Below are 24,959 nucleotides of genomic sequence, written 5' to 3' on the forward strand. Positions count from 1 at the left end.
ACGACCATGACGTGGAAGCTGCGCGACCGGGTGTCCTGGACCCCGACCGAGTACGGTGGCGTGCTACTGGACTCCACCTCCGGCGAGTACTGGACGCTCAACCCGACCGCGGCGGCGGTGCTCGCCTCGCTGCTGGCCGACGGGAGCCCCGCGCACGCGGCCGCACGACTCGAGGAGGAGTTCGACGGCGACGCCGCGGCGATGGCCGCGGACGTGCCCGGGCTGATCGCCGACCTGGAGGCAGCCGGACTGGTGGTCGTGGGGTGACCTCGGAACAGGTACTCCGGCACGACCCCGGGCGCCTGGGTGTGCGGCGCCGGCTGGTCGTACGCGCGGTCGTTGCCGTGGCCAGGCTGCTGGCCGTGCAGAAGCCCGATCGCATTCATCGGGTACTGCACCGCCTGAGCCGTGGCGCGCGTCCGGCGAGTCGTGCGGAGGCGGCCACCGCACGCCGGGACACCGTCGCGATCAGCGCCTTCTGCAGCGGTCCACTCGGATGCCTGCCGCGCTCGATCGCCACCGTGCTGCTGTGCCGGCTCGAGGGCGGCTGGCCGGTGTGGCACGCCGGCGTACGGCGGTATCCGCCGTTCGGCGCGCATGCCTGGGTCTCGGTGGATGGCGCCGCGGTGGACGAGCCGTACCCGGAGGACTTCCACATCCCTCTGCTGACCGTCGCCGTCGAGAACCGGCAGCAACTCGGATGAGCGCGGTGCTCCCGTACCTCTCCGTCGTCTGCCGCGGCGCTGTCGTCGTGGTGTTCGCGCTCTCCGCGGTCAGCAAGCTTCGCAGCCGGGCGGCGTACGCTCGGTTCCGCCGTTCCACCCGGCTGTTGACGGGCCTGCCGGAGGATCCGGCCTCGGCGCTGGCCGGGCTCGTCATCGCCGGTGAGGTGATGGTGGCGGTGACCGCATCCGCCGGCCCGCTCTCATCCGCTGGGCTCGGCGTGGCCGGCGTGCTGCTGTGCGGCTTCACCTGGGCACTGGCGCGGTCCCCGGAATCAGGGCAGGCACTGGAGTGCGGCTGCTTCGGCTCGTCGGTCTCCGCCACCCGCCACACGGCCATCGCCCGTAACCTCCTGCTGCTGGGCGTGGTGTTCGGCGGACTCGTGAGCAGTCACATCGCGACCGGGGCCGTACCGATGCGCTGGGGCGCCACGCTGGTATGTGTGGTGGGCGCCGTCGCGCTGGCCACCTTCATCACCCACCTGCACGAGATCACGTCCCTGTTCACCGCTCGTCTGTGAGGCCGCGTCATGTCCGTGCTCGTCGCCGCCGTCGTGCTCAACAGCTTCGTGTGCGCGTTCAACACCGCCCTGCTGGCCGCGGTCGTGCGGCGCCTGCGCTACCAGTCCGAACTGCTGTCCGAGGTGGAGCGACAGGGCGTTCCCGCGCGTGCACTCTCGCGCGGTGACACCGTGGGAGGCTTTCTCGCTCACGACACCCGCGGCCGGCCGGTCACCTCGGACGTACCGGCGGACACGCTGGTCGGCTTCTTCAGTCCCACCTGTGCATCCTGCCGTCGTGAGCGCGCACGGTTCCGGGCGGTGGCGGCGCGCTGGCCGGGCGGCTCGGGGCAGGTGTTCGCCGTGGTGACGGGACCCGGCGCGTCGGCCCGGTTCCTCCACCAACTGGAGCCGGTGGCCCGGATCATCGTCGACGCGGACGAGGCGATGCGACACGCGTTCGGTGTCGAGGGATTCCCGGCGATCTTCGTGCTGGCGGAGTCCGGGTGCTTGAGCTGGACCGGGCTACACGCCGATGCGGTGCCGGGCCTGACCGCGAACCCGGTCGGCCCGCAGACACGGTGACCGCACGCACAAGGCGGGGCTGTCACTTCCGGTCCGGGGCTCGCGTCCGAATATCGTGATCCCATGAGTACTCGCCAGGTGCCCGCGCGGATCGGTGACCTGCCACCGATCGGGCGGCCAGCCAACAGCGCCTTGCTCGAAGCCGGTATCACGACGCTTGCGGAAGTGGCCGCCCACCGGCCCCGCGATCTCATGGCCCTGCACGGGGTAGGGCCGAAGGCGATCAGCATCCTGGCTGCCGCGCTGGCCGAGCGTGGCCTCTGCGGCGGCGAGTGGTGACGGCAGGGGTTAGCCGCGGCCGCCGTGCATGCGTCGGCGGGCGCGGGAGCGTGCGGCTTCGGCCGGGGTCGAGCCGGTGGTTCGGGCGGTACGCAGGATGCCGGCGAGGGTGTCGGCGATGCCCCTGACCCGGACGGCGGCCTGGGCGGAGGTCTCGTGCAGCAGCTCGACGGCGGTGGCGTGGATGATGCCGCCGGCGCTGACGACGACGTCCGGCGCCCAGAGGATGCCGCGCTGGTGCAACAGGTCGGCGGTGGCCGGGGTGTCGAGTTGGTTGTTGGCCGGTCCGGCGATCGCGGCGCAGCGCAGCGCCGGCACCGTACGCGCGGTCAGTAGACCGCCGAGGGCGGCGGGAACGAGCACCTCCACGTCGGCGGTCAGGCACTCCTGCGGGCTGACCCAGGCGGCACCGGCGGCCTCGGCGAGCGGGCGCAGGCTCTCGTCGATGTCGCTGGCGACCAGGGTCGCGCCGGCGTCGGTGAGCATCCGCAGCACGTGGCTACCGACCCGGCCGAGGCCGAGCACGGCGAAGCTGCGCCGGGACAGGTCGTCCGAGCCGAACCTCTCGGAACACAGCGCGTGTAGTGCGGCGAGTACACCAACGGCGGTGTACTCGGAGGAGTCGCCGCTGCCGCCGGCGTCGACCGGTCGGCAGAACGCGTACGGGGTGCGCTCGGCGATCGTGACCATGTCGTCCGGTCCGGTGCCCACGTCCGGGCCGGTGGCGTAGCTGCCGGCCAGGCCGGCGATGACGTCGCCCACGTCGTGCAACACCGCCGTGCGGTCGGTCCCGTTCGGCGGGCTGCCCAGAGGCAGGGCGACGACGGCCTTGCCACCGCCGTTGGGCAGACCGGCCAGCGCGCACTTGTCCGACATCGCGGCGGAGAGCCGCAGTGCGTCGGTGAGCCCGGCACGCCAGTCCGGGTAGGGTGCGAGCCGGCAGCCGCCGATGGCCTGCCCGAGCTTGGTGGAGTGCACCGCGACCACGATCGGCAGGCCCGATCGTGCGCCTTGCCCGACGACGACGTGTTCGTGCGTGAAGTCCGTGTCGATCCCGCTCGTGACCATGATCGCTCCCTGCCGTTCGCTTGTCGCAACCGGGCCGACATTAGGCATGTGGTCGGCTCTGTCTCGCTCTTACCGAACGTCGTTCGAACAAGCTGGCAAAATCTGGGTCGTGGACGAACTTGATACGGCGATCATCGAACGCCTGCAAACGGATGCCCGGCAGACCAACCGCGAACTGGCCCACGCGGTCGGCATCGCGCCGTCCACCTGCCTCGAGCGGGTACGCGCGCTTCGGGAACGCGGCGTGATCACTGGGTTCCACGCCGAGATCAGCCTGCCCGCCCTGAACCGCGGTGTCCAGGCCCTGCTGCACGTACAGGTCCGGCCCCTGAGCCGTACCGTCATCGACAGCTTCAAGAAGTACGCGATGGACCTGCCCGAGGTGCTGTCGGTGTTCGTCGTGGCGGGCGGCGACGACTTCCTGGTCCACGTCGCCGTGCCCAGCGTGGACGGCCTGCACGCCTTCCTCATGGACAAGTTCAGCGGGCGCCGCGAGATCGTCGGCTTCCGCAGCTCGATCATCTACCAGCACGCCCGGAAGCAGGTCATCGAACCGATCGATCTATGATCATGTGAGCGCGATCCCCGGCGAGTCGGAATCGCGCTAGGCGTGCTGTCGGCGCACCATCTCGCCGATCCAGATGGGCGCGAACGGAGACGTGCAGCCCGGGGAGGTCGGGTAGTCCTTGAGCACCTCCAAGCGCTCGCCGATGGCGATCGCCCGGGCGCGGTGCTCGGCATGCTCGATCCCGATCTGAGCCAGGCAGTGGTTCATCGCCCACTGCAGGCGATCCGGGGCACCCTTCATCTCCGCCTCGATGACGTCGAGCAGTCCTGCGAGGTCGAGGCCCTCGGGCTTCTTGGCCACGCGTTCGGTGGTCAGCGCCCAGCCGGCACTCGCGACCACCGGGTCCGGATCGGCAAACCAGGCCAGGCGCAGCTCCTCGGAGTGCGGATTGTTCTTCACCACGTAGTTCACGAGCCAGTCGTGCACCTTGGGCGTGCGCGCCTCGCGCAACATGGCGTCCAACTCGTCACGCGCGAACGCCTTCGGTCGGCAGATCAGCATCGCCAGCAGTCTCGCCGCGGTGTCATCCGTCGCCCAGAGCTGGCGCGCGAGTTCCTGCTGCGTCTTCAGCCGCTTCGCGAGCGCGCGCAACTTGCTGAGGTTCACACCGTGATCGTCACCGTGTTTCTCGTTCACCTTGCGGATCTTCGGGTCCTCGAGCTCGGCCAGCTCGGCCAGCACCTCGGCCAGCATCGTCTCGGTCAGCGTCGTCTCGGCCATCTCAGCCTCCTGTCCACCACGGGCGAGATGCAGCCTACGACGGAGTCCCTACCGGCGGCGCCGCGGTGCGGACCTTCGGATCCGGTGGCAGCCTGCTCGGAACGTATCCGCCGAACGGAAACGGGCAACCGGTTACCGCTGCTCGACGACGCGGAAGCTCAGGATGTCGGTGAACACGCGGCCGTACGAGTCGGTGGCGGTGACCACGGCGCGGTGCGGGCCCGTGGCGAGGTCGGCAGGGAGCTCGAACCGCCACAGGTGCATCGTCCGGTCGGCGAGGCTGCCGCCGTGGACCAACTGCTGCGCGGCGGCGGTCGGATCCGACCACTCCGGGCCGACCAACTGGCTCTCACCGCGCATCTGCTGGGTGCGGATCGCCGGCCGTACCCCGCCGCCGTCGATGCGGACCTTGACCGTGGAGCCGGTGGCACCCATGAAGAAGTTCGTGGTGAGCCAGGTCCGGCCGGCCAGGTCCGCGCGGTCGATCACGTGCGGGTCACCGAGCTCGGGTGCCGGGCCCTGCGGCTCGTCGTTCCACTCGCCCCGCGCGACGTACCACTCGCGGTAGGTCGGGCTGTTGACGCCGAGTTGCGTCTGCACCCGGTCGCTCTCGCCGGTCACCGTGAACCGCTCCTTGAACGAGCTGCCCCTGACGTCGAGGGTGAGGATGCCGGGCCGGCCGCCGTCGCGCTGGAGTGCGGTCGGGTAGCCCTCCCCGGTCACCTCGCCGGAGTACCAGTCGCCGGAGATCGCTCCCGCCGTGATGTGCGGGAACGGCAGCCCTTCGACTCCGTAGACCTCGCGCCAGCCCCTGACGGCGTCGCCGGCCCTCAGGTTCTCGATCGAGTGGCTGTGCCCGGCGACGGCGACGGCCTTGCGGCGCTTGAGCAGGTCGTACACCTCGCGGACCTGGGCCACCTGGTGGATCGGGCTGCTCTCGTCGGCGAAGTTCAGCAGGCCGATGTGGCTGGCGACCACGACGAGCTTGTCCCGGTCGACCCTGGCCAGGTCCCGCTCCAGCCACTTGAGCTGGTTCTCGTCGAGCCGGCCGGCGTAGCGGGGCTGATTCACCGGGTCGTTGCAGCTGGGCCGCGTACCGTCGACGTTGTCGACCTCAGGGGTGCACGGGTAGCGCACCGTGTTGAGCGCCAGGACGTGCACGTTGCCGACGTCGTACGAGTAGTACGCGGGTGCGAGCTGGGCCCGGAACGTGTCGAACGAGTGCTCGGCCGTGGTGGCATCGAAGTCCAGGTCGTGGTTGCCCGGCAGGAACCGGGCCGGGCCGTTGGTGAGGCGGGTGAGCCGCTTCACGTCCGGGTAGAGGGAGAGGTCGTCACCGACGACGTCGCCGATGAAGAGGCTGCCGCAGCCCTGGTAGTCGTGCCGCCTCGCGAGGTCGTTGATCGCGCCCTTGCGGGCGTACCCGACCTCGGTCTGGTCGTACGTCTGCAGGTCGCCCGCGATCACGCAGTGTTGTTCCTGCGACCGGGTGAGCGTGCTCTCCACCAGGGGGAAGTTCACCGCGGCCGGGAGCGGCCCGGTCGGGGCGATGCCGCCGTAGCGCAGTTCCGGCGAGCCCTCGGGCAGGTGGTGGTAGTGGAACTGCGCGACGTTGAACTCGTCTACCGGCACCTGGTAGCCGGACGGCTGGGTGACGAAGACCGTCATGTTGTCGTACACGGGAAGCCGGTAGCGACCGTCGCGGTCGGTCGTGACGACGTCGCGACCGTTCGACACCTCGACGCCGGCGAGGCCGCGCTCGCGGCGGTCGCTGACACTGTCGCGGTCACGGTCGACGAAGACCCTGCCGGTCAGGACGGTGGGGTCGGCGGGACGGCCGTTGTCGCGGAGCACTTCGACGTGGCCGCGGTACGCGGTCTCGTTCCAGGTCTTCTCCGAACGGGTCGCCATGGCAGCGGGGGCGGAAACGACCGTCGCGGTCGCTCCGGCGACCGCGACGGTGGTGAGGGTTGTCAGGGCGACGCGGAGTTTGCTGCGTACTCGCGTGGAGGACATCAACATGCACTACTCTCCGGTGAGTCGTCGGGACACGGTCGGTCATCCGACCGACAGAAATTGATCTTCCACGATCAACCTGAACAAAAGCCTCCACTTGGGGCAAACCTCGGTCGTAGCCACGATTTCGAGAGTTCACCTGACCGCCACTTGTCGGCAGGGATCAGCCACGACCGGAGGACCCGCTGGTCGTCACGCCATGCCCAGCGATCCAGGGCGCGAGGTCACGGTGTCCGTCCTGATGGACCTGCCCCGGGGCGGTGGCTGGGCCGTCCACCGATCGGTGCAGGTGTGGGAGTGGTGGGACGGACGCGGCGGCCCGGATACGGCGGGAGGCGATCCGGCGGCGGCCCGCCCCGACCCGTTGGGCAACCTGGCCGTGCTGTGGTTCAGTTCCCCCTGACGCAGAATTCGTTGCCGTCCGGATCGGCCAGCACGACGGCGCTGTCCTGATCGACCTCGAGCCGAGTGGCACCGAGGGAGACCAGCCGGTCGACCTCCGACTGCTGGTCACCGGCCGGGGCGAGGTCGAAGCGCTGTCGGTTCCTCGCCTCTTTCGGGGCCACGGGTGGGCCTCCCCACGCGACCTTCGTACCGCCGTCCGGTGACTGGATCGCGGTCTCCTGGTCCTGGTCCCACACCAGGGGCCAGCCCAGCGCCTCGCTCCAGAAGAGGCCGACCTCCCGGGTGCCGTCGCAGGCGAGCTCCCCGAGCAAGCCGCACCCGGCGAGGAAGGCGTTACCCGGCTCGACCACGCAGAACTCGTTGCCCTCGGGGTCGGCCAGGACGACGTGCCCCTCTTCGGGGCGCTGCCCGACGTCGAGGTGGCCGGCGCCGAGCCCCAGCGCCGTCGTCACCTTGTGCTGCTGGTCGGCGAGGCTGGCACTGGTCAGGTGAAGGTGCATGCGGTTCAGCCCCACCTTCTCCGTGCGGCTTTGGACGAACCGGAGGCTGAGCTGGGTGTCGCCACCGGGCAGGAGCGCACCAGTGGCCTCCTCGACGACCTCCCGGCCGAGGAGGCCGGCCCAGAACTGCGCCAGGCGGGCCGGGTCGTGCGCATCGAAGGCCACCGTCAACAGTCGCGAGAGCATCACCGCAGAGTAGACAGGGGTCGGCAGGACAACAAGGCGGCGAACCGAGCCTGCCGTGTCGGGATCCCCTGGCCCGCCTGGTTCAGGGGGATGACAGTCACCGCATGGCACCGGCCAGGACCGTGGTCACGACCTTGTGGACGGCTCCGGGCTCCGGTGGGCTGCCCGCCGCTTCGGTGAACAGCAGGTGCGCGGCGCCGATCAGGGTGGGTGCGAGGGCGTCGATGTCGGCGTCGGAGGCGATCCGGCCATGGTCCCGCTCGGCTGTCAGGTACCCGGCGATCATGGCCACCCCCTCGCCGACGAGCGGAAACCGGGCGGTGCCCGCCGCACGCAGCCGGGTGCGCAGTTCGTCCCGGGCGATGACAAGGACCACGATCGCGACCATGACCGGCTCGAAGAGGGTCACCAGGGCACGGGTCAGGTTGTCGGCGACGCTGCCGGTTCCGGCCGCGTCCCGCACTGCGGTGGCCTGAGCCTCGACCTGAGCGATGCGGTCCAGCACCAGCTCGGCGAGGAAGGCGTCGAAGTCGGCGAAGTGCCGGTGCAGGACCCCCTTGGCAACGCCCGCCTCCGTGGTGACCGCCCGGCTGGTGAGGCCGGTGACGCCGTCGTGGACCAGCACCCGCACGGCGGCGTCGAAGAGCTGTCGGCGTGGATCTTGTAGTGCTACGCCGGTCGGCAACGGGCGTCCCTTTCCTCGCCGAGCGAACACGATTGCAGTAGTGGGCATGCGCCCACTACTGTGGGCGCATGCCCACTATATCGTCGTCGCCCACCCCGGACCCGCACCTGCACCGCCGCATGGCGGAGTCGTTCGGGATCGACCCCGAACGGTACGACCGGAACCGGCCCGCGTACCCCGACGCCATGATCGAGCGGATCGTGGCCCTCAGCCCGGGCGCCGACTTCCTCGACGTCGGTTGCGGCACCGGCATCGAAGCCCGCCAGTTCCTGGCCGCCGGCTGTGCGGTGCTCGGGGTGGAGGCCGATCCCCGGATGGCCGACTTCGCGCGCGGGACCGGCCTCGAGGTCGAGGTCGCCACCTTCGAGGCGTGGGAGCCGGCCGGGCGGACCTTCGACGCGGTCGTCTCCGGTACGGCCTGGCACTGGGTCGACCCGATCGCCGGCGCGGCGAAGGCGGCACGGATCCTGCGACCGGGCGGCGTGCTGGCGCCGTTCGGGCATGTGTACCAGCTTCCGCCCACCGTCGCGGACGCCCTCGCTGCGGAGTACCGCCGCGTGGCCCCTGACTCACCGCTCAACCTGCGCGGCCCTTCGGACGGCTCGCTCCTCGACGGGTACCAGGCGCTGTACGCCAGGGCTGCGGACGGGATCCGCGAGGCGGGCGGGTTCGGCGAGCCCGAACTGTGGCGGTACGACTGGAAGCGCTCGTACACCTGCGACGAGCTCTTGGATCTGGTGTCGACCTCGGGCGGCCTCAGCAGTCTGCCGCCAGACCGGGTAGCGGGGGTGCTGGCGGCCGTGGGCACGGCGGTCGACGCCCTGGGCGCCTCCGTCACGCTGTCGTACGCCACCTGGGGCCTCACCGCGACGCTGACCGGTGTCCAGTCCCGGGAAAGGAAGGCCAACTGAGCCGGTGCGCCGACGACTGTCACTGAGGTACGCACCCTCCGCCAGCTGCGGTCGGGGCTGCGGCAGCGGCTGGTTTGCTCAGGACTGCTCGGTGAACTGCCATCATGCTTCCATGCCGCTGCCCGCACCTTTGCTACTGGCCAAGGCGCTTCGTCTGCTCGACCGGGACGAGGTGACGCGGGCGGAGGTGGCACTCAGGGACGCCCTGGCCGCCGGGGATGCCGACACCGGCGGTGTCACCAGGGTTGTCGCGCTGTGCTGTCTCGGCGATCTGATGGCTTGGCAGGGCCGGCGCACCGAGGCCGTCGAAATGCTTCGCTTGTGCCTGGACACACCGGTACCGGAGCATCTGGACGACGTATGCGCCGACGAACGGGCCCGGGCACGGCAACTGCTCCCCGGGTTGTCGTGACCGAACCTCGACCAGGTCGTCCAGGTCGTCTTCGAGCCGGGCCGTGCCGGTGTCCGCCTCGGCGTACGCGTCCTCGTACTCGGGCAGCCAGTGCCGGACCTGCGCCACCGTCAGCGGGTACCGGGCGATCAGGAACGGCTCGACCCGCACCTCGCGTACCGGCCGTGCGTCGGCTGCGCTGGCGAGGAACGGCTCGACGGTGTCCTCGACCCCGCCGCTGCGCTCGATGGCGCGGACCGCCTCCAGTTCCGCGTCGGGCAGGCCCATCTGGAACGTGCCGCCCGGAACCTTCCGGAACACCACGCCCGACGGGGTGTGCCGTCATGCCGGGCGCCCGGCCACGATCTCCTCGGTCCACATGGCGCCGAACGCGAGCAGCCCGGTTGCCGGTTGATCTTTCCGCACGGCCGGCTGGGCCACCTCCGGTGAACTACTCCGGCCCAGGACGATGTCCTGGGCCGGAGTAGTTCCGCGGCTGTCGGGCTTGCGGATCAGGAGATGTTGATGTCGCTGCACCACATGTAGGCCTGGTCCAGGTGCGATGCCTGCCAGATCACGAAGAGGATGTGGTGGCCGGTGCGCCCAGAGGTCGAGACGTTGAACGAGATGTTCTGCGCCGGCGCGTAACGCCCGGTCGTCGTGATCAAGTCGAGGTTTCCCCAACCGAGGCGCTGGGTGGTGGGGTTGAACCCCTGCTTGGTGACGTAGACCCGGAAGTAGTCGGCACCGTGACTGGCCTGGTCGTACAGCTGGACCGTGAAGCTGCGGCCGACGTTGGTTGCCTTCCACGATCCGGGGTTGTTCAGGCTGTTGTTCCTGGAGAGGGCGTTGCTGCACAGCTGTCCGTCGGGGGTACGGGCTTGGAACTGCCCGCCGAGGCCGTCGCGCAGCGCGCTCATCCAGTTCCACATGGTGTCAGGGTTGGCCTGGAACGCCTGGTAGCACGTGGGGTCCTGTTGCTGCATGGCCGGGTTCGTGTGGTTGCTTCCCCAGTCCTTCCAGCACTGGTAGGCCCGAGACGCCGGGTTGACGATGGTGCCGTGAGCTTGGGCCGTGCCGGTCCAGGTCAGCGTACTGGCCACCATGGCGAGCACAATGACAAGCGCTCGAAGGGGCTGGCGGGCGGCTGACCGGGCTCGCCCACCGGATTGATCGGGCTTGTGTGAACGCACTGTACATCCTCCGTTCCTCGGGCGCTGACGATCACTGTGGGAGCGCTTCCAGCAAGTATCACACCTACGGGTCGAAATATCAACGATCGTCTATTAGTATTGGCATGGGCCGAGTTGGCCGGAGTCGCCGTCGGGTGCGTGGCTTGTCCGCCCGGACGGGCGGGGAAATCCGGCGGTCAGCGACGAACGGCGTGACAGGTCGCCGGACGGTTGGCGGCACCCGACGCAGGGCGAAGGCAAAGTCCTCGGTAAATATACGTGGGCTGTAATGAGGTTGGGCCTCAGGCGGGGACGGGCAGGACGGATCGTGGATCAGAGGCCCGTCACGCTATCCGCAACGGCTCGGCGTCGGCTTGCCGCAGCGCCAGCCCGTTGCCCGGTTCCGTCAGGTTCACCGGCGCGTCGCCGCCGAGTGCCTGCACCGCGCCGTCGAAGAGGAGTGTCTCGATGCGGACGTGGTCGTGAAACCACTCCAGGTGGCGTAGGTTCGGCACCGCCGCGGCGACGGCGAGGTGCTGGTTCGGCGCGGTGTGCGCGGAGACCTCCAGTCCGGCTGCTGCGGCCACCGCCGCCGCCCGGAGGAACTCACTGATCCCACCGCATCGAGTCACATCCACCTGCTGGCAGTCCACGTACGGCACCATGCGCTGGAAGTAGGCCAGGTCGTAGCCGTACTCGCCGGCCGCCACGTCGGCGGTCACCCGGTCCCGGACCATGCCCAGCCCGGCCAGGTCGTCGGAGCTGACCGGCTCCTCGAACCACCGGACGTCGAGGTCGCCGGCCGCCCGCAGCACCCGGATCGCCTGCTTGCGCCGGTAACCGCCGTTGGCGTCGACGTAGAGTTCGGCCTCCTCACCGATGCTGCGACGGGCGGCTGCCATTCGTGCCAGGTCGCGTCTCTCCTCGGCCCCCCACGAGCCGCCAATCTTGATCTTCACCCGGGGGATGCCCTGCTCCCGTGTCCAGGCGGCCAACTGACGGTGCTGCCGCTCCCTGTCGTAGCTGGTGAATCCGCCGCTGGCGTAGACGGGCAGCCGGCGTCGTGCGGTACCGAGCAGGCGGGCCAGCGGCAGGTTCAGCCGGCGGGCCTTGAGGTCCCAGATCGCGTTGTCCGCCGCGGAGAGGGCCAGCGCCCCGGTTCCGGGCCGGCCGGCGTTGCGCAGTTCACGGTGCATCGCCAGCCAGGCGGCCGGTACGTCGTCCGGGTCGATCTGGGTCACGACCGGCGCGAGCAACTCGGTGACGACACCGGCGGTGACCGCCGGCCCGTACGTCCAGCCGAGCCCGGTGCACCCGTCGGCGCTCGCCTGGGCCAGTACCAGGGTGGTGCTGGACCAGGCGAGCGTGGCGTCTGCCTCGGGCCAGTCGGTCGGCATCCGGTAGGCCCGGGCGACCAGCCGCATCCCGCTCACCGCCGGCGGCTGGTGCCGGTCCCGGACGCGCCCGGCCCGCGCCCCGGGACACGGGTGCCGGCCAGCGCGCTCAACGCGCCGATCAGCGCGGTGGTCGCCGCGACCCCGGCCGCCGCGCCGACCAGCGCCCGCAGCGGCGCGGTGGGTTGCTCGGGGCGCTGGGCCCACCGGCGTTCCGGCATCGGTTCGCCGTGATCGCCGCGCAGTCCGGCGCGGAGCAACTCGGCGAGGTGGATCGCGGCACGCCCGTCCGCCGCGCCCTGCTCGATCTGGGTACGGCAGCTAAACCCGTCGGCGAGGATGACATCGCCCGGTTCGGCGGCGCGTACCGCCGGCAGCAGCACCCGTTCGGCGCAGGCCTCGGAGACCTCGTAGTGTCCCCGTTCGAAGCCGAAGTTGCCGGCCAGTCCGCAACAGCCGGAGTCGAGGAAGTGTGCCGTCACCCCGGCCTGGCGCAGTACCGCCGCTTCGGCAGTTGTGCCGAGCACGGCGTGCTGATGGCAGTGGGTCTGGATCAACGCGGTCCGGGAGAGTTGGGGCGGCCGCCAGCCGGGGGTGTGCTCGTGTAGCAGTTCGGCCAGGGTCACGGTCTGCCGCTTGAGCCGGCGTACGTCCTCGTCGTCGGGGAACAGGTCGAAGGCGTCGGCGCGGAACACCGCGGTGCAGGAGGGTTCCAGGCCGACCACCAGCGCGCCGGCCCGCAGATGCCGCCGCAGCGAGGCCACCGTGCGCCGCAACGTTCGCCTGGCGGTGTGCAACTGGCCGGTGGAGATCCAGGTAAGGCCGCAGCAGACGGTCTCGGTCGGCATGCGTACCCGCCAGCCGGCGGCTTCCAGCAGCTCGACGGCGGCCCGGCCGACCGACGGGTGGAACCGGTTGGTGAAGGTGTCCGGCCAGAGCACCACCTCGCCCCGCGACCCGTCGCCGCTCGGCGTCCGGTCGGCGAACCAGCGCTGGAGCGTCGGCTCGGCGAAGAGCGGCAGCTCGCGGCGCTGGTCCAGGCCCGCCGCCGACTTGACCAGCCGGGACAGGCCGGGTGCGTGGGCCAGGCTGTTGACCAGCCGGGGGACCCGCGACGCGCGCGCGGCCAGGGCGGGCAGCCAGCCCATCGAGTAGTGCGCGCGGGGTCGGAGCCGCCCGGCGTAGTGGTGGGAGAGGAACTCGGCCTTGTAAGTGGCCATGTCGACGTTCACCGGACAGTCGGACTTGCAGCCCTTGCAGGCGAGGCAGAGGTCGAGGGCGTCGCGGACCGCGGTGGAGCGCCAGCCGTCGCCGATCGTGCCGCCCCGGTCGGTACCGTCGAGCATCTCGAAGAGCAGCCGGGCCCGGCCCCGGGTGGAGTGCTCCTCCTCCCGGGTCACCATGTACGACGGGCACATCACCCCGCCGTGTTCGCGGCGGCACTTGCCCACCCCGACGCAGCGCAGTACCGCCCGGGGGAAGCTGCCGGCGTCCTCCGGGTAGCGGAATACCGTGTCGACCGGGCCGTGGTTGTAGTCCACGCCGAGCCGCAACTGGGTGTCCATCGGGTACGCGGGCGTCACCTTGCCGGGGTTCATCCGGTCGGTCGGATCGAAGATGGCCTTGAACTGGCCGAAGGCGCGAGCCACCCGGTCGCCGAACATCCGGGGCAGCAGTTCGCCGGTGGCCTGTCCGTCCCCGTGCTCGCCGGAGAACGAGCCGCCGTACGAGACCACCAGGTCCGCTGCGCGTTCCACGAAGGACCGGAACTGCCGTACGCCGTCGGCGGTGCGCGGCTCGAAGGGGATCCGGCTGTGCACGCATCCCTGCCCGAAGTGCCCGTAGCGGGACGCCTGTGCGAACCCGAACTCCTGGTAGAGCCGATCGAGGTCCCGCAGGTAGGCGCCGAGCCGCTCGGGCGGGACGGCCGAGTCTTCCCAGCCGGGATAGGTGTCGGCCATCCCGGGTACCCAGGCGGTGGCGCCGAGGCCGGCCTCCCGGACCGCCCAGAGCTGCGCCTCGTCGGCCTCCTCCTCGAAGCGGAAGACGATCGGCCCGTCCAGCCCCTGCGTCTCGGCACTGAACCGCTGCGCGGCCTCGTCGGCCTGCTGCGCCGTGTCCGCACCGAACTGAACCATCAGCCAGCCGCCGCCCGGCGGCAGCATGTGCAGGGCCGCCGGGTGCAGGTGCTTGCGCTTCTCGAAGTCGATGAGCTTGTCGTCGATCCCCTCCAGGGCGATCGGGTCGTACGACAGGACGCGCGGCACGTCGTCGGCGGCGGTGGCGAGATCCCGATAGCCGAGCACGACCAGGCACCGTGCCTTGACCGTGGGCAGCAGACGCAACCGGGCACGCAGGATCGTGACCAGGGTCCCCTCCGCGCCGACCAACGCCTGGCCGAGGTGGAACCTGTTCTCCGGCAGCAGGCTGTCGAGGTTGTAGCCCGAGATCCGGCGGGGGATCTTCGGGAACCGGGCGCGGATGTCGTCGGCGTACTCGTCGCGCAGCGCCCGGAGCTGCCGATAGATCTCGGCCCGCCGACCGCCGCCGCGCTGGATCTCGGCGTACTGCTCGTCGCTGGTCTCACCCACCCACATCCGGGTGCCGTCGTAGAGCAGCACCTCCAGTTCGACGACGTTGTCGACCACCTTGCCGCTGCGCTGGGCGCTGGCACCGCAGGAGTTGTTGCCGAGCATGCCGCCGACGGTGCAGTGGTCGTGGGTCGCCGGCATCGGGCCGAACTCCAACCCGTACGACGCCAGCCGCTCGTTGAGCGTGTCCCGGACGATGCCCGGCTCGACCAGGCAGGTCCGGCGCTCCTGGTCGACCTCCAGCACCCGGTGGCAGTACTTCGACCAGTCCAGCACCACGGCCACGTTGGTGCACTCGCCGATCAGACTCGTACCGCCGCCGCGGGACAGTACCGGGGCGGCGTACCGCCGACAGACCGCCACCGCCGCCACGGCCGCCTCCACGGTACGCGGCAGCACCACCCCGAGCGGTACCTGACGGTAGTTGGAGGCATCGGTCGAGTACGCGGCCCGGGAGCCGGCGTCGAACCGCACCTCCCCGTCCACCACGGCGCGCAGGTCGGCCGCGAGCCCCGACACGTCGATCCCCTCGACCGGCCCGGGGGTCCGGATGACCGGGTCGGGCAGGTGTGTCGCACTCATCTCGGTACGCCGGTTCGCTCCGTGCCGCCAGCCGGCACGCCGGGCCCGATGACCCGCTCGCCGCGCTCGCTCATGACCGAAGCTGGTTGATCTTGTCGCGGGTGACCGTGGCCAGCTTGGCCATCCGGTTCGGTTCGCCGCGCAGGAACGCTTCGGTGAACGCCTTCGCCTGTTCGTAGCGCACCTTGCCGGGCATCGGCGGCTCGTCGGCGTTGACCTGGCAGTCCACCAGCGCCGGCCCCGGGTGGGCCAGGGCCGCCCGGATCGCGGCGGAGACCCGCCCCGGCTCGGTGATCTTGGCGCCGTACCCGCCGCAGCTCTGGGCCCAGGCGGCGAAGTCGGGCTCCGGCTGCGGGTGCCGGACGGCATACTCGGGATAGCCGAGGACGATCTGCTCCCAGAGGATCTGCCCGTACGCGTTGTTGTTGTTGACGATCACCTTGATCGGCAGTTCGTGCCGGACCGCGGTGAGGAACTCCGCCATCAGCATCGCGAAGCCGCCGTCCCCGACGTACGCGATCACCTGCCGCCCTGGGTACGCGCGCTGGATGGCGATGGCGTACGGCAGGCCGCACGCCATCGTGGCGAGGTTCCCGGAGAGGTAGTACTCCCGGCCGCCCCGGATCGTCCAGTGCCGTGCCGACCAGGTGGCGATGGTGCCGGAGTCGCAGGTGAGAATCGCGTCGTCGGCGGCCATCTCGTCCAGGCAGCCGACCACGTACTGCGGGGCGATCGGGTGCCGGCTCGGGTCGCAGAGCGACTTCATGTCCGCCCGCCACTCGTCGCGGGCCCGCTGGTACTTGCCGAGGAAGGAGCGGTCCGAGGCCGGTTGCAGCATCGGCACGAGCTGCTTGAGCGCCAGCCCGGCGTCGGCGGTGACCGCCGCCGCCACCGGCAGCCGCATGCCGATCTGGTCGGCGTCCCGGTCGATCTGGACCACCTTCGCCTGCCCCGGCGAGGGCAGATAACTGGAGTACGGAAAGTTCGTCCCCACCATCAGGAGGGTGTCGCACTCCTCGATCAGTTCCTCGCTCGGCTTCGTGCCCAGCAGCCCGAGACCGCCGGTGGCGAGCGGATGATCGTCGGGAACGACCTGCTTGCCGGGGAGCGTCTTGACGATCGGCGCGGCGAGGCGGTCGGCCGCGGCCAGCACCTCGTCGCGGGCGTTCCGGGCGCCGACACCGACCAGCATCGCGACCTTGCGGCCGGCGTTGAGCACCTCGGCGGCCCGCTCCAGTTCCTCCTGCGCGGCCGGCACCGGAGGACGGGCGACCGACGGACTGCTGCGTGGCGGGGCTCCCGGGCTGACGTGCCGGTACGGGTCGGCCGTGGCCGCCGCGACCTGCACGTCGTTCGGAAAGGTCAGGTGTGCCACGGTGTGCCTGGCCAGGGCGGTGCGGATGGCGATGTCGACCACACCCGGCACCTGCTGCGGGTTCATGACCACCACGTTGTAGCCGGCGACGTCCTGAAAGAGCAGGTCGGTGTGCACCTCCTGCTGGTATTGGGAGCCGATGACCGAGGTCTCCGACATGCCGGTGAGGGCCAGTACCGGGACGTGGTCGAGCTTCGCGTCGTACAACCCGTTGAGCAGGTGGATCGCTCCCGGGCCAGAGGTGGCGGCGCAGACGCCGAGCCGCCCGGTCGCCTTGGCGTACCCGGTGGCCATGAAGGCCGCGGCCTCCTCGTGGTGGACCAGGACGAACCGCAGCCGGTCCCGCTGTCGACGGAAGCCTTCCATCAGGCCGTTGATCCCGTCGCCGGGAAGCCCGAAGATCGTGTCGACGCCCCACTCGACCAGGCGGCGGGCAACGACCTCTCCGACAATCTCCTGCATCACTGGTCCCCCGTATCCGACCGGCCGAACTGGTTCAGCGACGGCGGCGGCCGAGCAGATAACCGACGACCAGGGCGACCGCGATCCCGACCGCAGCCGGCCGGGCCACCCGGCCGCGGAGCTGCCCCACGCCCGCCCTGGGATCTGCGGCGGCACCCGCGGCGGCACCGACCGCCTCGACGACACGGTCACCGACCCGCCCCCGCGACATCGCCCGTCCCCCCGTCGCCTCGGCCCCGAACATCCGTCCACCCGACGATAGCGAGTTTTTATCCGAATACTGGACATACCGCAAAGGATCCGAGCGGCACACCGGCACCTGCACGGGTGAGCCGGGTCGGAGGCTTCCTCCGGGCCGGCCGCCGACGGTCCGGAGGAGGTCACGCCCCTCCGGCTGGCACGGACCTGCCGCCGCTGCTACCCGTGCTGAGGTGCCAGGGCGGGCGACGAGGGGGCCCCAGGATTCGACGGATCTTCGCATCTCGGAGGTCGTGATGTAGCGAGGTCTCCGGTTTGGGTTCGGCGACCACGCTGAACCTGAACCGGAGACCTCGTGGACACCCGTAGGGTGCCGAACTCGGTTCGGGATCTGGCGTTCCGGTGCGGGAACGGCCCCCGGCTCTCCGGTTCAGCGGCCCTCGCGGGCCTGGCGTTCCCGGGCCCTGGCTTCCCGACGGCGCTGGCCGGCCCGGTCCAGCCAGTAGTAGACCGCGTCGTACCCGGCGATGCCGAGCGCGACCAGGCCCAGGATGCCGGTGATCACCGCGACCGGGACCAGAGTCAGCACCGAGCACAGTACGGCCACGACCAGGAGCCCGATGCCGATACCGAGGCTCCACCTCCCGAGGCCGCTCATGCCGGCCTCAGCTCTCCGGACAGCGCACGCTGCCCGTTCGCCCCAGCCCGCTGGCGTGGATGTGTCACCAGTGTCCCTTCCTCTTGGTGCTCGGCGCCCGGCAGCACGTGCCTGGCGTGCGAGGCAGCATAGACGCCTCGCGTCGAACTGGTCGCGTCCACACCGGAGGTCCGGCACGACGCTCACGGCCGCCGCACGTCGCGGTGAACCGGGTCAGCCGTAGCCGCGCCGGTTGTTGTGGAACTTCAGGTGCGGGTTGTGCGGGTTGCGCCACGAGGTGAGGTGCGGTCGTCCGGGCGGCGCAGGAACCGTCGGAGTCCTGTGCATGCCCAGCCGACCGCACCGGCGTTATCCGAGCGGCGCCGTCCGGGTGTCGGGCGTAGCGGCCAGCAGCAGCGTCGACACGGCCGCGAAGGCGGCCGCACCGGCGAAGACCAGACCTGGTGACGCGTACGTCAGCGACCACCCGAACGCCGTGCCAGCCGCAACCGGCACCACGGTCTCGGCAATGGCGCCGATCCCGGTCAGCGCGCCCTGCACGGTCCCTTGTTCGTCGGCCCGGACGTTGCGGGAGATCCACGATCGTGCGGCCGCACCGCCGACCGAGCCGAGCACGCCGACCGCCTGTAGGACGTAGAGCATCCACGGCACGGACACGAACGCCGTACCTGCCAGCGACGTGACGCCGAGCAGGCTGCCGGCCACCGCGGCACGCTTGTCGCCGAACCGTCGGACGACCGGACCGACGGCCCGCGCCTGGAAGACCGCGCCGGCGAACGCGCCCGCCGCCATCACGACGCCGACGTGCGTGGTGCTCCAAGCGAACTGGTACGTGAGGAAGAACGTCCAGACCGACTGGTGGGTCACGCGGGCGACATCGGCGCAGAAGCGGGCGTACCCGAGCCGTCCGAGCACCGGCCGGCCCAGGACGACGGCGACCGCGCCGGCCGGGTTCGCCAGCCGCAGGGTGAGCGGGGTGGTCCGGTCACCGGGCCGCGACTCGGGCAGGACGAACCAGCCGTACGCGACGTTGGCGAAGGACAGCGCGGCCGCGGCGAAGAACGGCAGGCGTACGTCGACGGCGCCGAGCAGGCCGCCGACGGTCGGGCCGGCGACGAAGCCGACCCCGAACGCGGAGCCGATCAACCCGTACGCGCGAGCCCGCGACTCGGGCTCCGTGACGTCCGCGACGTACGCGTTGACCACGGTGTTCGTTCCCGCGCACGCACCGGCGAGGGCGTGGAACACCAAGAGCGTCCAGGGGCTGAGTGACATCGCATGGGCCAGCCAGTCGAGGCCGAGGCAGGCCAGCGACGCGAGCAGGACGGGCCGTCGACCGTACCGGTCGGAGAGCCGACCGAGCAGCGGCGCGACGGCGAACTGCAGCAGGCCGTAGATCGAGCCGAGCAGGCCGGACCAGAAGACCGCGGCGGCGGCGTCCTCGGTGACGGCCGTCATCAGGGCCGGCACGATCGGCACGATCAGGCCGAGCCCGAGCATGTCGAGGAAGACAGTGACGAGGAGAAAGGAGAGGGCGGGCGCCCGGCGCATTGCGGCTCCTGAGTCTTGAGCGGGCAGGGCCCCCTCGCGACTCACGATCCGCCGAAAGTACGGAGGATCAGACTATCGTCGCCGTCAAATCGTTTTCGCCGTCGCCTTGGCACCGACTCGACCGCCGTCGGGGTGAGCCCCCAGCAAGGAGCACGCCGTCAGGCCCTGGCCGACCGTCGGCGTACGACCACGACCACGACCACGACCGCGACGGCGACCAGCGCCGAGCCCAGCAGGATCAGCGGCACCGCGGGCATCGGCCACGGCGAGCGGACGTACTCCGTGACGATCACGACCGCGCGGTGGGGCTCGTCGGTCGCGGAGCGGGTGAAGCGGATGTCGTCGGTGATCTGCGCGGGCCTGAACTCCCCGTCGTAGCGGGTCAGGAAACGGGGGCCGACCAACGCCGCAGACAGCGTCGGGTATTGCGGGTCCGGCTTCACCTCGCCCGCGAAGGTCAGATCGGGCGCCTTGCCCCTGGGCGCCGGATTGCTGATATCCATCCGGTGGTCGGCCAGCACGTACAGGCGCAGCGGCTGACTGCCCTCGGCCGTGGCCGACAGTCGCATCGGGTAGACCGGAGTGTCGGTCTCGAACTCCAGCCGCATCGGCGGCAGTCCGGCGGAGAGGCTGCCGGAGGTCGGGGCCAGGCGCACCGCGACGACGAGCCAACCCTCCGCGAGGTACGGTCCGAGCGCGCCTTCGAGGGCGGCGGGCAGGGTGAATTCGTGGTCGCCCAGCCAGCGCGCCACGGCGGTGGCGTCGGTGCCGGCGAGTTGGGCGACCTCGTAGGGCCCGATCTCGATGTGGTCGACGACGGTGGCGCCGCGATCGGACTGCGGGGGTGCACCCGCGCCGTCACCGTCCACCCGCACGCGCCGCACCTCTACGTCCGGGCGGCTGATCCGGTCGAGCTCGCTGAACAGTTCCCCGTTCGCCACCTCGAACCGGGCGCGGGCGGGAACCGGCATCAGGAACGCCGCCTGGGTCGCCTCGGAACGCGCCTGTACCGAGAGGGTGATCGACTCGGTGCGGCCGGTCAGCTCCACCAGCGCGGTCTCCTGCTGCGCACGCAGCTTGTCGTTGGCGACGAACGCCCCGCAGGCGCAGGCGCCGGACGTCGCGGGATCGACTCCCAGCATCGTGCCGGCGAGCGCAACCACCACCCCGATCCGGGCTGCCGTGCGGCCGATTGCCATGACCCGTCGGACGTGGTCGACCACGGTCGGGTTCCGCCCTCCGGTCCGGCCGTCGTGCTCCTCGGCGACCTCCGGTCGGATCACCGGCCGGCCTGTTCCGCGGACTGTCACAGCACCCTCCCCGTCGTGTCGTCGGCATAGTGTGCGGCAGCTCCGGAGCGTGACCGGGCGGGGGTCCAGTCGGCAGCACACGGTCAGGTCCGGTCGACCCGGGTGCATGGCGACGACGGCGCCGACTGATGCTGTCGGTGGCCAGCCGGAAACTCCGGGAGAGCGAGGTGTGCCGCAGGAGAAGCTGGCGATCAGGCACCCGGCGCGCCCTCGCCTTGATCAAGGAGGCTAACCTGCTTACCGTCGACGAACACCCCCGCAGGCTTCAGATGGTCGCGACCCCTGCAGGCCAGGTCTCCGCCTGATCGACCCCGGCCGGTTACCCCTTGTAAGGAGACGACTTTGGGAAGAAACGGCCTGCGGTGGCCGGTGTCGATCATCGCGTTCGCGCTGGGCCTGACCTTGTTGACCGGCTGCGCCATCGACAAGGGCTCGGCACTCGCCGCGGATTTCGAGGACGACTGGGCCGGCACGCCGGACGTCGCCGAAATCCATACCACCGACAACAACACGCTGCCCTTCCTCGGAACGGCGAGCGGCGTGCTTCTCCTCAAGGACGGCACCTCGGCCGACCGCGTGACCGAACTGGCGAACGAGCTGAGGGAGTACGTCGCCGATCGCGACAACACCACCGGCCGGATCACGGCGGACGGGATCACCTTCACCGTTGTCGCGGACAAGACCCGCGCCGGCAAGGTACTGGCGCTGTGGCACTCTCTGACGGACGACGCCCGGGTGGTGACCGGCGACATCAAGGATGCGCCCTGGAAAGAGAAGACCGACCGCTGGGAGATCAAGGTCACCGCGGTCGATTCCGCCGGCGCGATGGCGCTGTTCAAGGACATGATGGCCGACGGCGACCAGCACCAGCCACTCTCGAAAGTGACCTCGCTGGAGGTCAGCACCGAGCGTGGCGTGCGGCCCTCGCTCCGCGTCGAGACCGACTTCAACGATGGTTTCCCCGCCGAGGCGATCGCCGCGTACGACGCGGTGGTCGCTCGGTACCGCGTCGTCGGGGCGACGCTGCGACGCGATCGTGCGACAGGATCGGCGGTGAGCATCGTCGTGGCGGACAGCGCGGATCTGGCCCGTGCCGGCGAACTCGCCAGGACGGCGGCACCGACCCTCGGTGCCGCCGTCAAGGTCACCAGCGACGGCGGCGACTGACCTGGCCGAGGGCTGGGCGCGGCGTCCAGTCGTCGGGTCCTGGGCCAACGACGTTTCCCGCCCGTCGTGTCCGCGGCAGGGCGGAGGTGGCCGGCGTCGGGTTCGGTACCAGCCCTACGGCGCTCCGCCGGGTGCCAGCCATCTGGCCCGCAGGTCCGGCCGGAGAAAGGCGGCGGGGGAGGCGATCGTGAGGCCGCCGTCCACCGGCAGCACCGCGCCCGTGACAAAGCCCGCTCCGGCGAGGAAGAACACCGCCGCCGCCACCTCCTCCGGCGTGCCGGTACGCCCGAGCGGGTAGCCCGCCGAGGCGTCGGGAATCCCGTCGCCGCCGATCAAGCCGGGCGCGACGGCGTTGACCCGTACGCCCACCGGGCCGTATTCCAGGGCGAGCTGGCGGACGAGTCCCTCCAGCCCGGCCTTGGCGGTCGCGTACCCGGGCAGGCCGGGTGCGGCGAGGGTGGCGTTGACCGAGCTCACCGCGACGATCGCGGGGCCGGCCAGCCGAGGGTGGTCGCGCCGGGCGGCCGCGGCCAGCAGCGGCAGCGCCGCACGGCTGACCGCGAACGCCGTGCCGAGGGTGGCGTCGAGCGCCGAGCGCCACTGGGCATCGGTGGTCGCGGTGATCGGCGCCACCGGCATGGTGGCCGCCGCGAGCACCACCACGTCGAGCCGGCCGGCCAGTTCGACGGTGACGCCTACCGCGGCCTTGGCGCCGGTCGCGGTTGCGCAGTCCCCGACCAGGTCCGCCGCGTACGGGGAGTCGTCGACCTGCTCCAACGCGGCACCTACCACGGTGTCCCCGGCGTCGGCGAAGGCGCGGCCGATCGCCCGGCCGATCGACGAGCCGGAGCCGACGACCAGGACTCCCCGGGTCACCGGAGCCCCAGGTCGTCGAGGATGTCGGCGAGCGCGGCCAGGGTGCCCGGGGTGGCGTCCACCGCCGGTGGCCGGACCGCCGGTGAGTCGATGATCCCGCGACGGACCAGGACGTGCTTGTGGACCGACCAGGCGATTCCCGGTTGCAGGCCGAACCGGATCAGCGGAAGCAGCCGGTTGAACGCGGCGCGGGCGGACCGGACGTCACCCGTCGCCCAGGTCTGCAACACCGGCCGCAGCAGGTCCGGGAACTCGCAGGCGGGCATGGTGCCGACGGCGCCGAGGCGGTACTCCTCCAGCAGGAACAGGGCGTTCTGCCCGCCGAGTACCAGCAGGTGCGGGGCGACGGCCTCGACCACCGCGCCGACCTTGGGCGCGGTCGGCGGGGCTTCCACCTTGACCGAGGCGACGCCGTCAACCTTGGACACCTCCGCGATCAGCGGCACCGGCATGGTCACCCCGGTACTTCCGGGGGCGTCCTGCACCATCACCGGCAGGCCGCCGTCCCGGGCGACCGTTCCGTAGAAGTCGACCACCTGCGCGGCGCTGGGCTTCACCATGAAGGGCGGTACCACCATGACGGTGCTCGCGCCATGATCCGCGGCGCGGCGTGCCTGCTCGACGGCCTCGGCGGTGCCGGTGGCCGCCACCCCGGCGACCACCGGCGGGTGTGGGCCCACCACGTTGGTCACGACGTCGAGGATCCGGGCCCGCTCGGTGGTGGAGAGGGCGAAGCCCTCGCTGGCGAAACCGAACACCGCGACCCCGTCGACGCCGGCTGCGGCCTGGAACTCGACCAGCCGGCGCAACGAGTCGAGGTCGAGCTCACCGTTGTCGGCGAACGGGGTGGCGAGCACCGGGATCAGGCCGCGTACGTCGGGTGATCGGGTCACAGGTCCTCCAGGAGAGATAGGTCGACATCCACACCGAGGCCGGGGGTGTCGGGGAGTGGGAAGGAGACCGGGCCACCGGGCAGCGGCGCGCTGAGGATGCGGCTCGCGACGGCCATGGTTCCCGGCTGGAACTCGAACGCCGGCATCGCCTCGACGGCGGCGGCGAGGTGCAGGCCGGCGGCGACCGCGACCCCGAGGCCGACCGAATGGTGCGGGGCGACCGGCACGTGGTGGGCCGCGGCGAGTTCCGCGACCGCCATCGCCTCGGTGATCCCGGTCCGGGCCACGTCCGGTTGGCACAGGTCGACCGCGCGGGCGGCGAGCCAGGTCCGGAACTCGTACCGGTTGCGCAGCGCCTCGCCGATGGCGACCGGGGTGGCGATCGCCGCCGCCAGTTCCCGGTGGCCGTCGACGTCCTCGGGAACCAGCGGCGCCTCCAGGAACCAGGCACGCCGTTCGTCCAGGGCCCGACCCAGCCGCAGGGCGTCCGCGGTGTCGTAGGCCCAGTGCGCGTCGACCGCGACGCGTAGCTCGGGGTGGGCGGCGGCGACGGCGTCGTAGGTGGCGAGGTCGGCGTCGACCCCGTGCCCGAGGTGCAGCTTGATGGCGCGTACTCCCTGCCGGACCCAGTCGCGGGCGAGTTCGGCGCGGGCGGCGTCGGTGGGCTTGGGCAGTCCGGAGACGTACGTCGGCACCTCGGTGCGGTACGCGCCGCCGAGCAGGGCGTGCACCGGTGCGCCGTACGCCTTGCCGGCGAGGTCCCACAGGGCGGTGTCGACGGCGGCCAGCGCGTCGGCCTGGTGCCCGACGAGGTGACCGCGTTCCCGCATGAGCCCGGTGAGCCGGGCCCAGAGTGGGCGTACCCGGCGCGGGTCCTGGCCGATCAGCGCAGGGCTGAGCAGTCGGTCGACGATCGCCTGGGGCACCTCCGGCGCCACCGGGGCGAGCGCCTCACCCCAGCCGTACGTGCCGTCGACGCAGGTGAGTTTGACCAGCAGCGTCTCGAACCGGTCGGAGTAGAGGCTGCGCCACGGGGGCCGGAGATAGTACGCGTCGCCGTCACCGCCGTCCGGCCGCGCGCCGAGGTACGCCTCCGGTGGACGCAGTTTCACCACGTGGGTCTCGACCCGCTCAATCTCCACTACAGACTCCCGACTGGCGGTTGACCTTGTGCAACATGCGGGATATCTTGCC

General features: G+C 71.1%; 26 protein-coding genes. 9 read left to right on the forward strand and 17 right to left on the reverse strand.

The window, feature by feature from the left end; genetic code table 11:
* Nucleotides 1-6 precede the first annotated feature (6 nt).
* From R6Y94_RS11090 to R6Y94_RS11110, 5 genes are all read left to right on the forward strand, one after another.
* Nucleotides 7-267 carry a lasso peptide biosynthesis PqqD family chaperone gene (locus R6Y94_RS11090; RefSeq protein ID WP_318395731.1) on the forward strand — a complete coding sequence of 87 codons (261 nt, stop codon included), beginning with the start codon at nt 7-9 and terminating at the stop codon, nt 265-267.
* Entirely contained in the window at nt 264-704 is a 441-nt protein-coding gene (locus R6Y94_RS11095; RefSeq protein ID WP_318395732.1) for a lasso peptide biosynthesis B2 protein, read from the forward strand. Before R6Y94_RS11090 ends, R6Y94_RS11095 begins: the two co-directional genes overlap by 4 nt.
* Nucleotides 701-1,243: a MauE/DoxX family redox-associated membrane protein gene (locus tag R6Y94_RS11100; RefSeq protein WP_318395733.1), complete on the forward strand. Its 543-nt coding sequence runs from the start codon at nt 701-703 to the stop codon at nt 1,241-1,243. Before R6Y94_RS11095 ends, R6Y94_RS11100 begins: the two co-directional genes overlap by 4 nt.
* Nucleotides 1,244-1,258: 15 nt before the next feature.
* Nucleotides 1,259-1,807 (forward strand): hypothetical protein, encoded by a 549-nt coding sequence (locus R6Y94_RS11105; RefSeq protein ID WP_318395734.1) that lies wholly within the window; start codon nt 1,259-1,261, stop codon nt 1,805-1,807.
* Between the two features lie 63 nt (nt 1,808-1,870).
* A complete protein-coding gene (locus tag R6Y94_RS11110; protein WP_318395735.1) occupies nt 1,871-2,086 on the forward strand; it encodes a DNA-binding protein in 216 nt (71 codons plus the stop codon).
* A gap of 9 nt (nt 2,087-2,095) precedes the next feature.
* Here R6Y94_RS11110 and R6Y94_RS11115 read toward each other — a convergent pair whose 3' ends face one another.
* Complete coding sequence (locus R6Y94_RS11115; RefSeq protein ID WP_318395736.1) at nt 2,096-3,154, reverse strand: Glu/Leu/Phe/Val dehydrogenase dimerization domain-containing protein; 1,059 nt, start codon at nt 3,152-3,154, stop codon at nt 2,096-2,098.
* On the opposite strand from R6Y94_RS11115, the gene R6Y94_RS11120 reads away from it, so the two are divergent.
* On the forward strand, nt 3,153-3,722 hold the full coding sequence (locus tag R6Y94_RS11120; RefSeq protein ID WP_318395763.1) for an Lrp/AsnC family transcriptional regulator: 570 nt from the start codon (nt 3,153-3,155) through the stop codon (nt 3,720-3,722). The two genes, R6Y94_RS11115 and R6Y94_RS11120, sit on opposite strands and share 2 nt — an antisense overlap.
* Nucleotides 3,723-3,758: 36 nt before the next feature.
* On the opposite strand, the gene R6Y94_RS11125 is transcribed toward R6Y94_RS11120, so the two are convergent.
* Nucleotides 3,759-4,442 (reverse strand): DNA alkylation repair protein, encoded by a 684-nt coding sequence (locus R6Y94_RS11125; protein WP_318395737.1) that lies wholly within the window; start codon nt 4,440-4,442, stop codon nt 3,759-3,761.
* A 132-nt stretch (nt 4,443-4,574) separates the two neighbouring features.
* Entirely contained in the window at nt 4,575-6,458 is a 1,884-nt protein-coding gene (locus tag R6Y94_RS11130; RefSeq protein WP_318395738.1) for a calcineurin-like phosphoesterase family protein, read from the reverse strand.
* A gap of 199 nt (nt 6,459-6,657) precedes the next feature.
* Here R6Y94_RS11130 and R6Y94_RS11135 point away from each other — a divergent pair, with 199 nt between their 5' ends.
* Nucleotides 6,658-6,861 (forward strand): hypothetical protein, encoded by a 204-nt coding sequence (locus R6Y94_RS11135; RefSeq protein WP_318395739.1) that lies wholly within the window; start codon nt 6,658-6,660, stop codon nt 6,859-6,861.
* Here the strand turns inward: R6Y94_RS11135 and R6Y94_RS11140 are convergent.
* Both R6Y94_RS11140 and R6Y94_RS11145 read right to left on the reverse strand, forming a co-directional pair.
* Nucleotides 6,848-7,549: a VOC family protein gene (locus tag R6Y94_RS11140; RefSeq protein ID WP_318395740.1), complete on the reverse strand. Its 702-nt coding sequence runs from the start codon at nt 7,547-7,549 to the stop codon at nt 6,848-6,850. The genes R6Y94_RS11135 and R6Y94_RS11140 overlap by 14 nt on opposite strands.
* Nucleotides 7,550-7,646: 97 nt before the next feature.
* Nucleotides 7,647-8,234 (reverse strand): TetR/AcrR family transcriptional regulator, encoded by a 588-nt coding sequence (locus tag R6Y94_RS11145; RefSeq protein ID WP_318395741.1) that lies wholly within the window; start codon nt 8,232-8,234, stop codon nt 7,647-7,649.
* 68 nt (nt 8,235-8,302) lie between these two features.
* Here R6Y94_RS11145 and R6Y94_RS11150 point away from each other — a divergent pair, with 68 nt between their 5' ends.
* Nucleotides 8,303-9,145, forward strand: coding sequence for a class I SAM-dependent methyltransferase (locus tag R6Y94_RS11150; RefSeq protein WP_318395742.1), 843 nt, complete (start codon nt 8,303-8,305; stop codon nt 9,143-9,145).
* 133 nt (nt 9,146-9,278) lie between these two features.
* On the opposite strand, the gene R6Y94_RS11155 is transcribed toward R6Y94_RS11150, so the two are convergent.
* From R6Y94_RS11155 to R6Y94_RS11195, 9 genes are all read right to left on the reverse strand, one after another.
* Nucleotides 9,279-9,860: a hypothetical protein gene (locus tag R6Y94_RS11155; RefSeq protein WP_318395743.1), complete on the reverse strand. Its 582-nt coding sequence runs from the start codon at nt 9,858-9,860 to the stop codon at nt 9,279-9,281.
* Between the two features lie 188 nt (nt 9,861-10,048).
* On the reverse strand, nt 10,049-10,642 hold the full coding sequence (locus tag R6Y94_RS11160; RefSeq protein ID WP_318395744.1) for a lytic polysaccharide monooxygenase: 594 nt from the start codon (nt 10,640-10,642) through the stop codon (nt 10,049-10,051).
* Between the two features lie 410 nt (nt 10,643-11,052).
* Nucleotides 11,053-12,132 (reverse strand): enolase C-terminal domain-like protein, encoded by a 1,080-nt coding sequence (locus R6Y94_RS11165; protein WP_318395764.1) that lies wholly within the window; start codon nt 12,130-12,132, stop codon nt 11,053-11,055.
* Nucleotides 12,133-12,137: 5 nt separating this feature from the next.
* On the reverse strand, nt 12,138-15,275 hold the full coding sequence (locus R6Y94_RS11170; RefSeq protein ID WP_318395745.1) for an FAD-binding and (Fe-S)-binding domain-containing protein: 3,138 nt from the start codon (nt 15,273-15,275) through the stop codon (nt 12,138-12,140).
* A gap of 70 nt (nt 15,276-15,345) precedes the next feature.
* Entirely contained in the window at nt 15,346-17,112 is a 1,767-nt protein-coding gene (locus tag R6Y94_RS11175) for a thiamine pyrophosphate-dependent enzyme (RefSeq protein ID WP_318395746.1), read from the reverse strand.
* A 34-nt stretch (nt 17,113-17,146) separates the two neighbouring features.
* Nucleotides 17,147-17,323: a hypothetical protein gene (locus R6Y94_RS11180; protein ID WP_318395747.1), complete on the reverse strand. Its 177-nt coding sequence runs from the start codon at nt 17,321-17,323 to the stop codon at nt 17,147-17,149.
* A 417-nt stretch (nt 17,324-17,740) separates the two neighbouring features.
* Nucleotides 17,741-17,968 (reverse strand): hypothetical protein, encoded by a 228-nt coding sequence (locus R6Y94_RS11185; RefSeq protein ID WP_318395748.1) that lies wholly within the window; start codon nt 17,966-17,968, stop codon nt 17,741-17,743.
* Nucleotides 17,969-18,316: 348 nt separating this feature from the next.
* Complete coding sequence (locus R6Y94_RS11190) at nt 18,317-19,519, reverse strand: MFS transporter (protein WP_318395749.1); 1,203 nt, start codon at nt 19,517-19,519, stop codon at nt 18,317-18,319.
* A 158-nt stretch (nt 19,520-19,677) separates the two neighbouring features.
* Nucleotides 19,678-20,802 (reverse strand): DUF2330 domain-containing protein, encoded by a 1,125-nt coding sequence (locus tag R6Y94_RS11195; protein ID WP_318395750.1) that lies wholly within the window; start codon nt 20,800-20,802, stop codon nt 19,678-19,680.
* A gap of 396 nt (nt 20,803-21,198) precedes the next feature.
* Between R6Y94_RS11195 and R6Y94_RS11200 the strand changes: the two genes are divergently transcribed.
* Entirely contained in the window at nt 21,199-21,996 is a 798-nt protein-coding gene (locus R6Y94_RS11200) for a hypothetical protein (RefSeq protein WP_318395751.1), read from the forward strand.
* A 114-nt stretch (nt 21,997-22,110) separates the two neighbouring features.
* On the opposite strand, the gene R6Y94_RS11205 is transcribed toward R6Y94_RS11200, so the two are convergent.
* From R6Y94_RS11205 to R6Y94_RS11215, 3 genes are read right to left on the reverse strand one after another with little or no spacing between them, the layout of a single operon-like run.
* Nucleotides 22,111-22,872, reverse strand: a complete 762-nt coding sequence (locus R6Y94_RS11205) for an SDR family NAD(P)-dependent oxidoreductase (RefSeq protein WP_318395752.1) — start codon at nt 22,870-22,872, stop codon at nt 22,111-22,113.
* On the reverse strand, nt 22,869-23,765 hold the full coding sequence (locus R6Y94_RS11210) for a dihydrodipicolinate synthase family protein (RefSeq protein WP_318395753.1): 897 nt from the start codon (nt 23,763-23,765) through the stop codon (nt 22,869-22,871). Before R6Y94_RS11210 ends, R6Y94_RS11205 begins: the two co-directional genes overlap by 4 nt.
* Nucleotides 23,762-24,907, reverse strand: a complete 1,146-nt coding sequence (locus R6Y94_RS11215) for a mandelate racemase/muconate lactonizing enzyme family protein (protein WP_318395754.1) — start codon at nt 24,905-24,907, stop codon at nt 23,762-23,764. The genes R6Y94_RS11210 and R6Y94_RS11215 overlap by 4 nt, the downstream gene beginning before the upstream one ends.
* Nucleotides 24,908-24,959 lie beyond the last annotated feature (52 nt).

The sequence above is a fragment of the Plantactinospora sp. KLBMP9567 genome (genome assembly GCF_033446045.1).
In the GTDB taxonomy this organism is placed as follows: Bacteria; Actinomycetota; Actinomycetes; order Mycobacteriales; family Micromonosporaceae; genus Plantactinospora.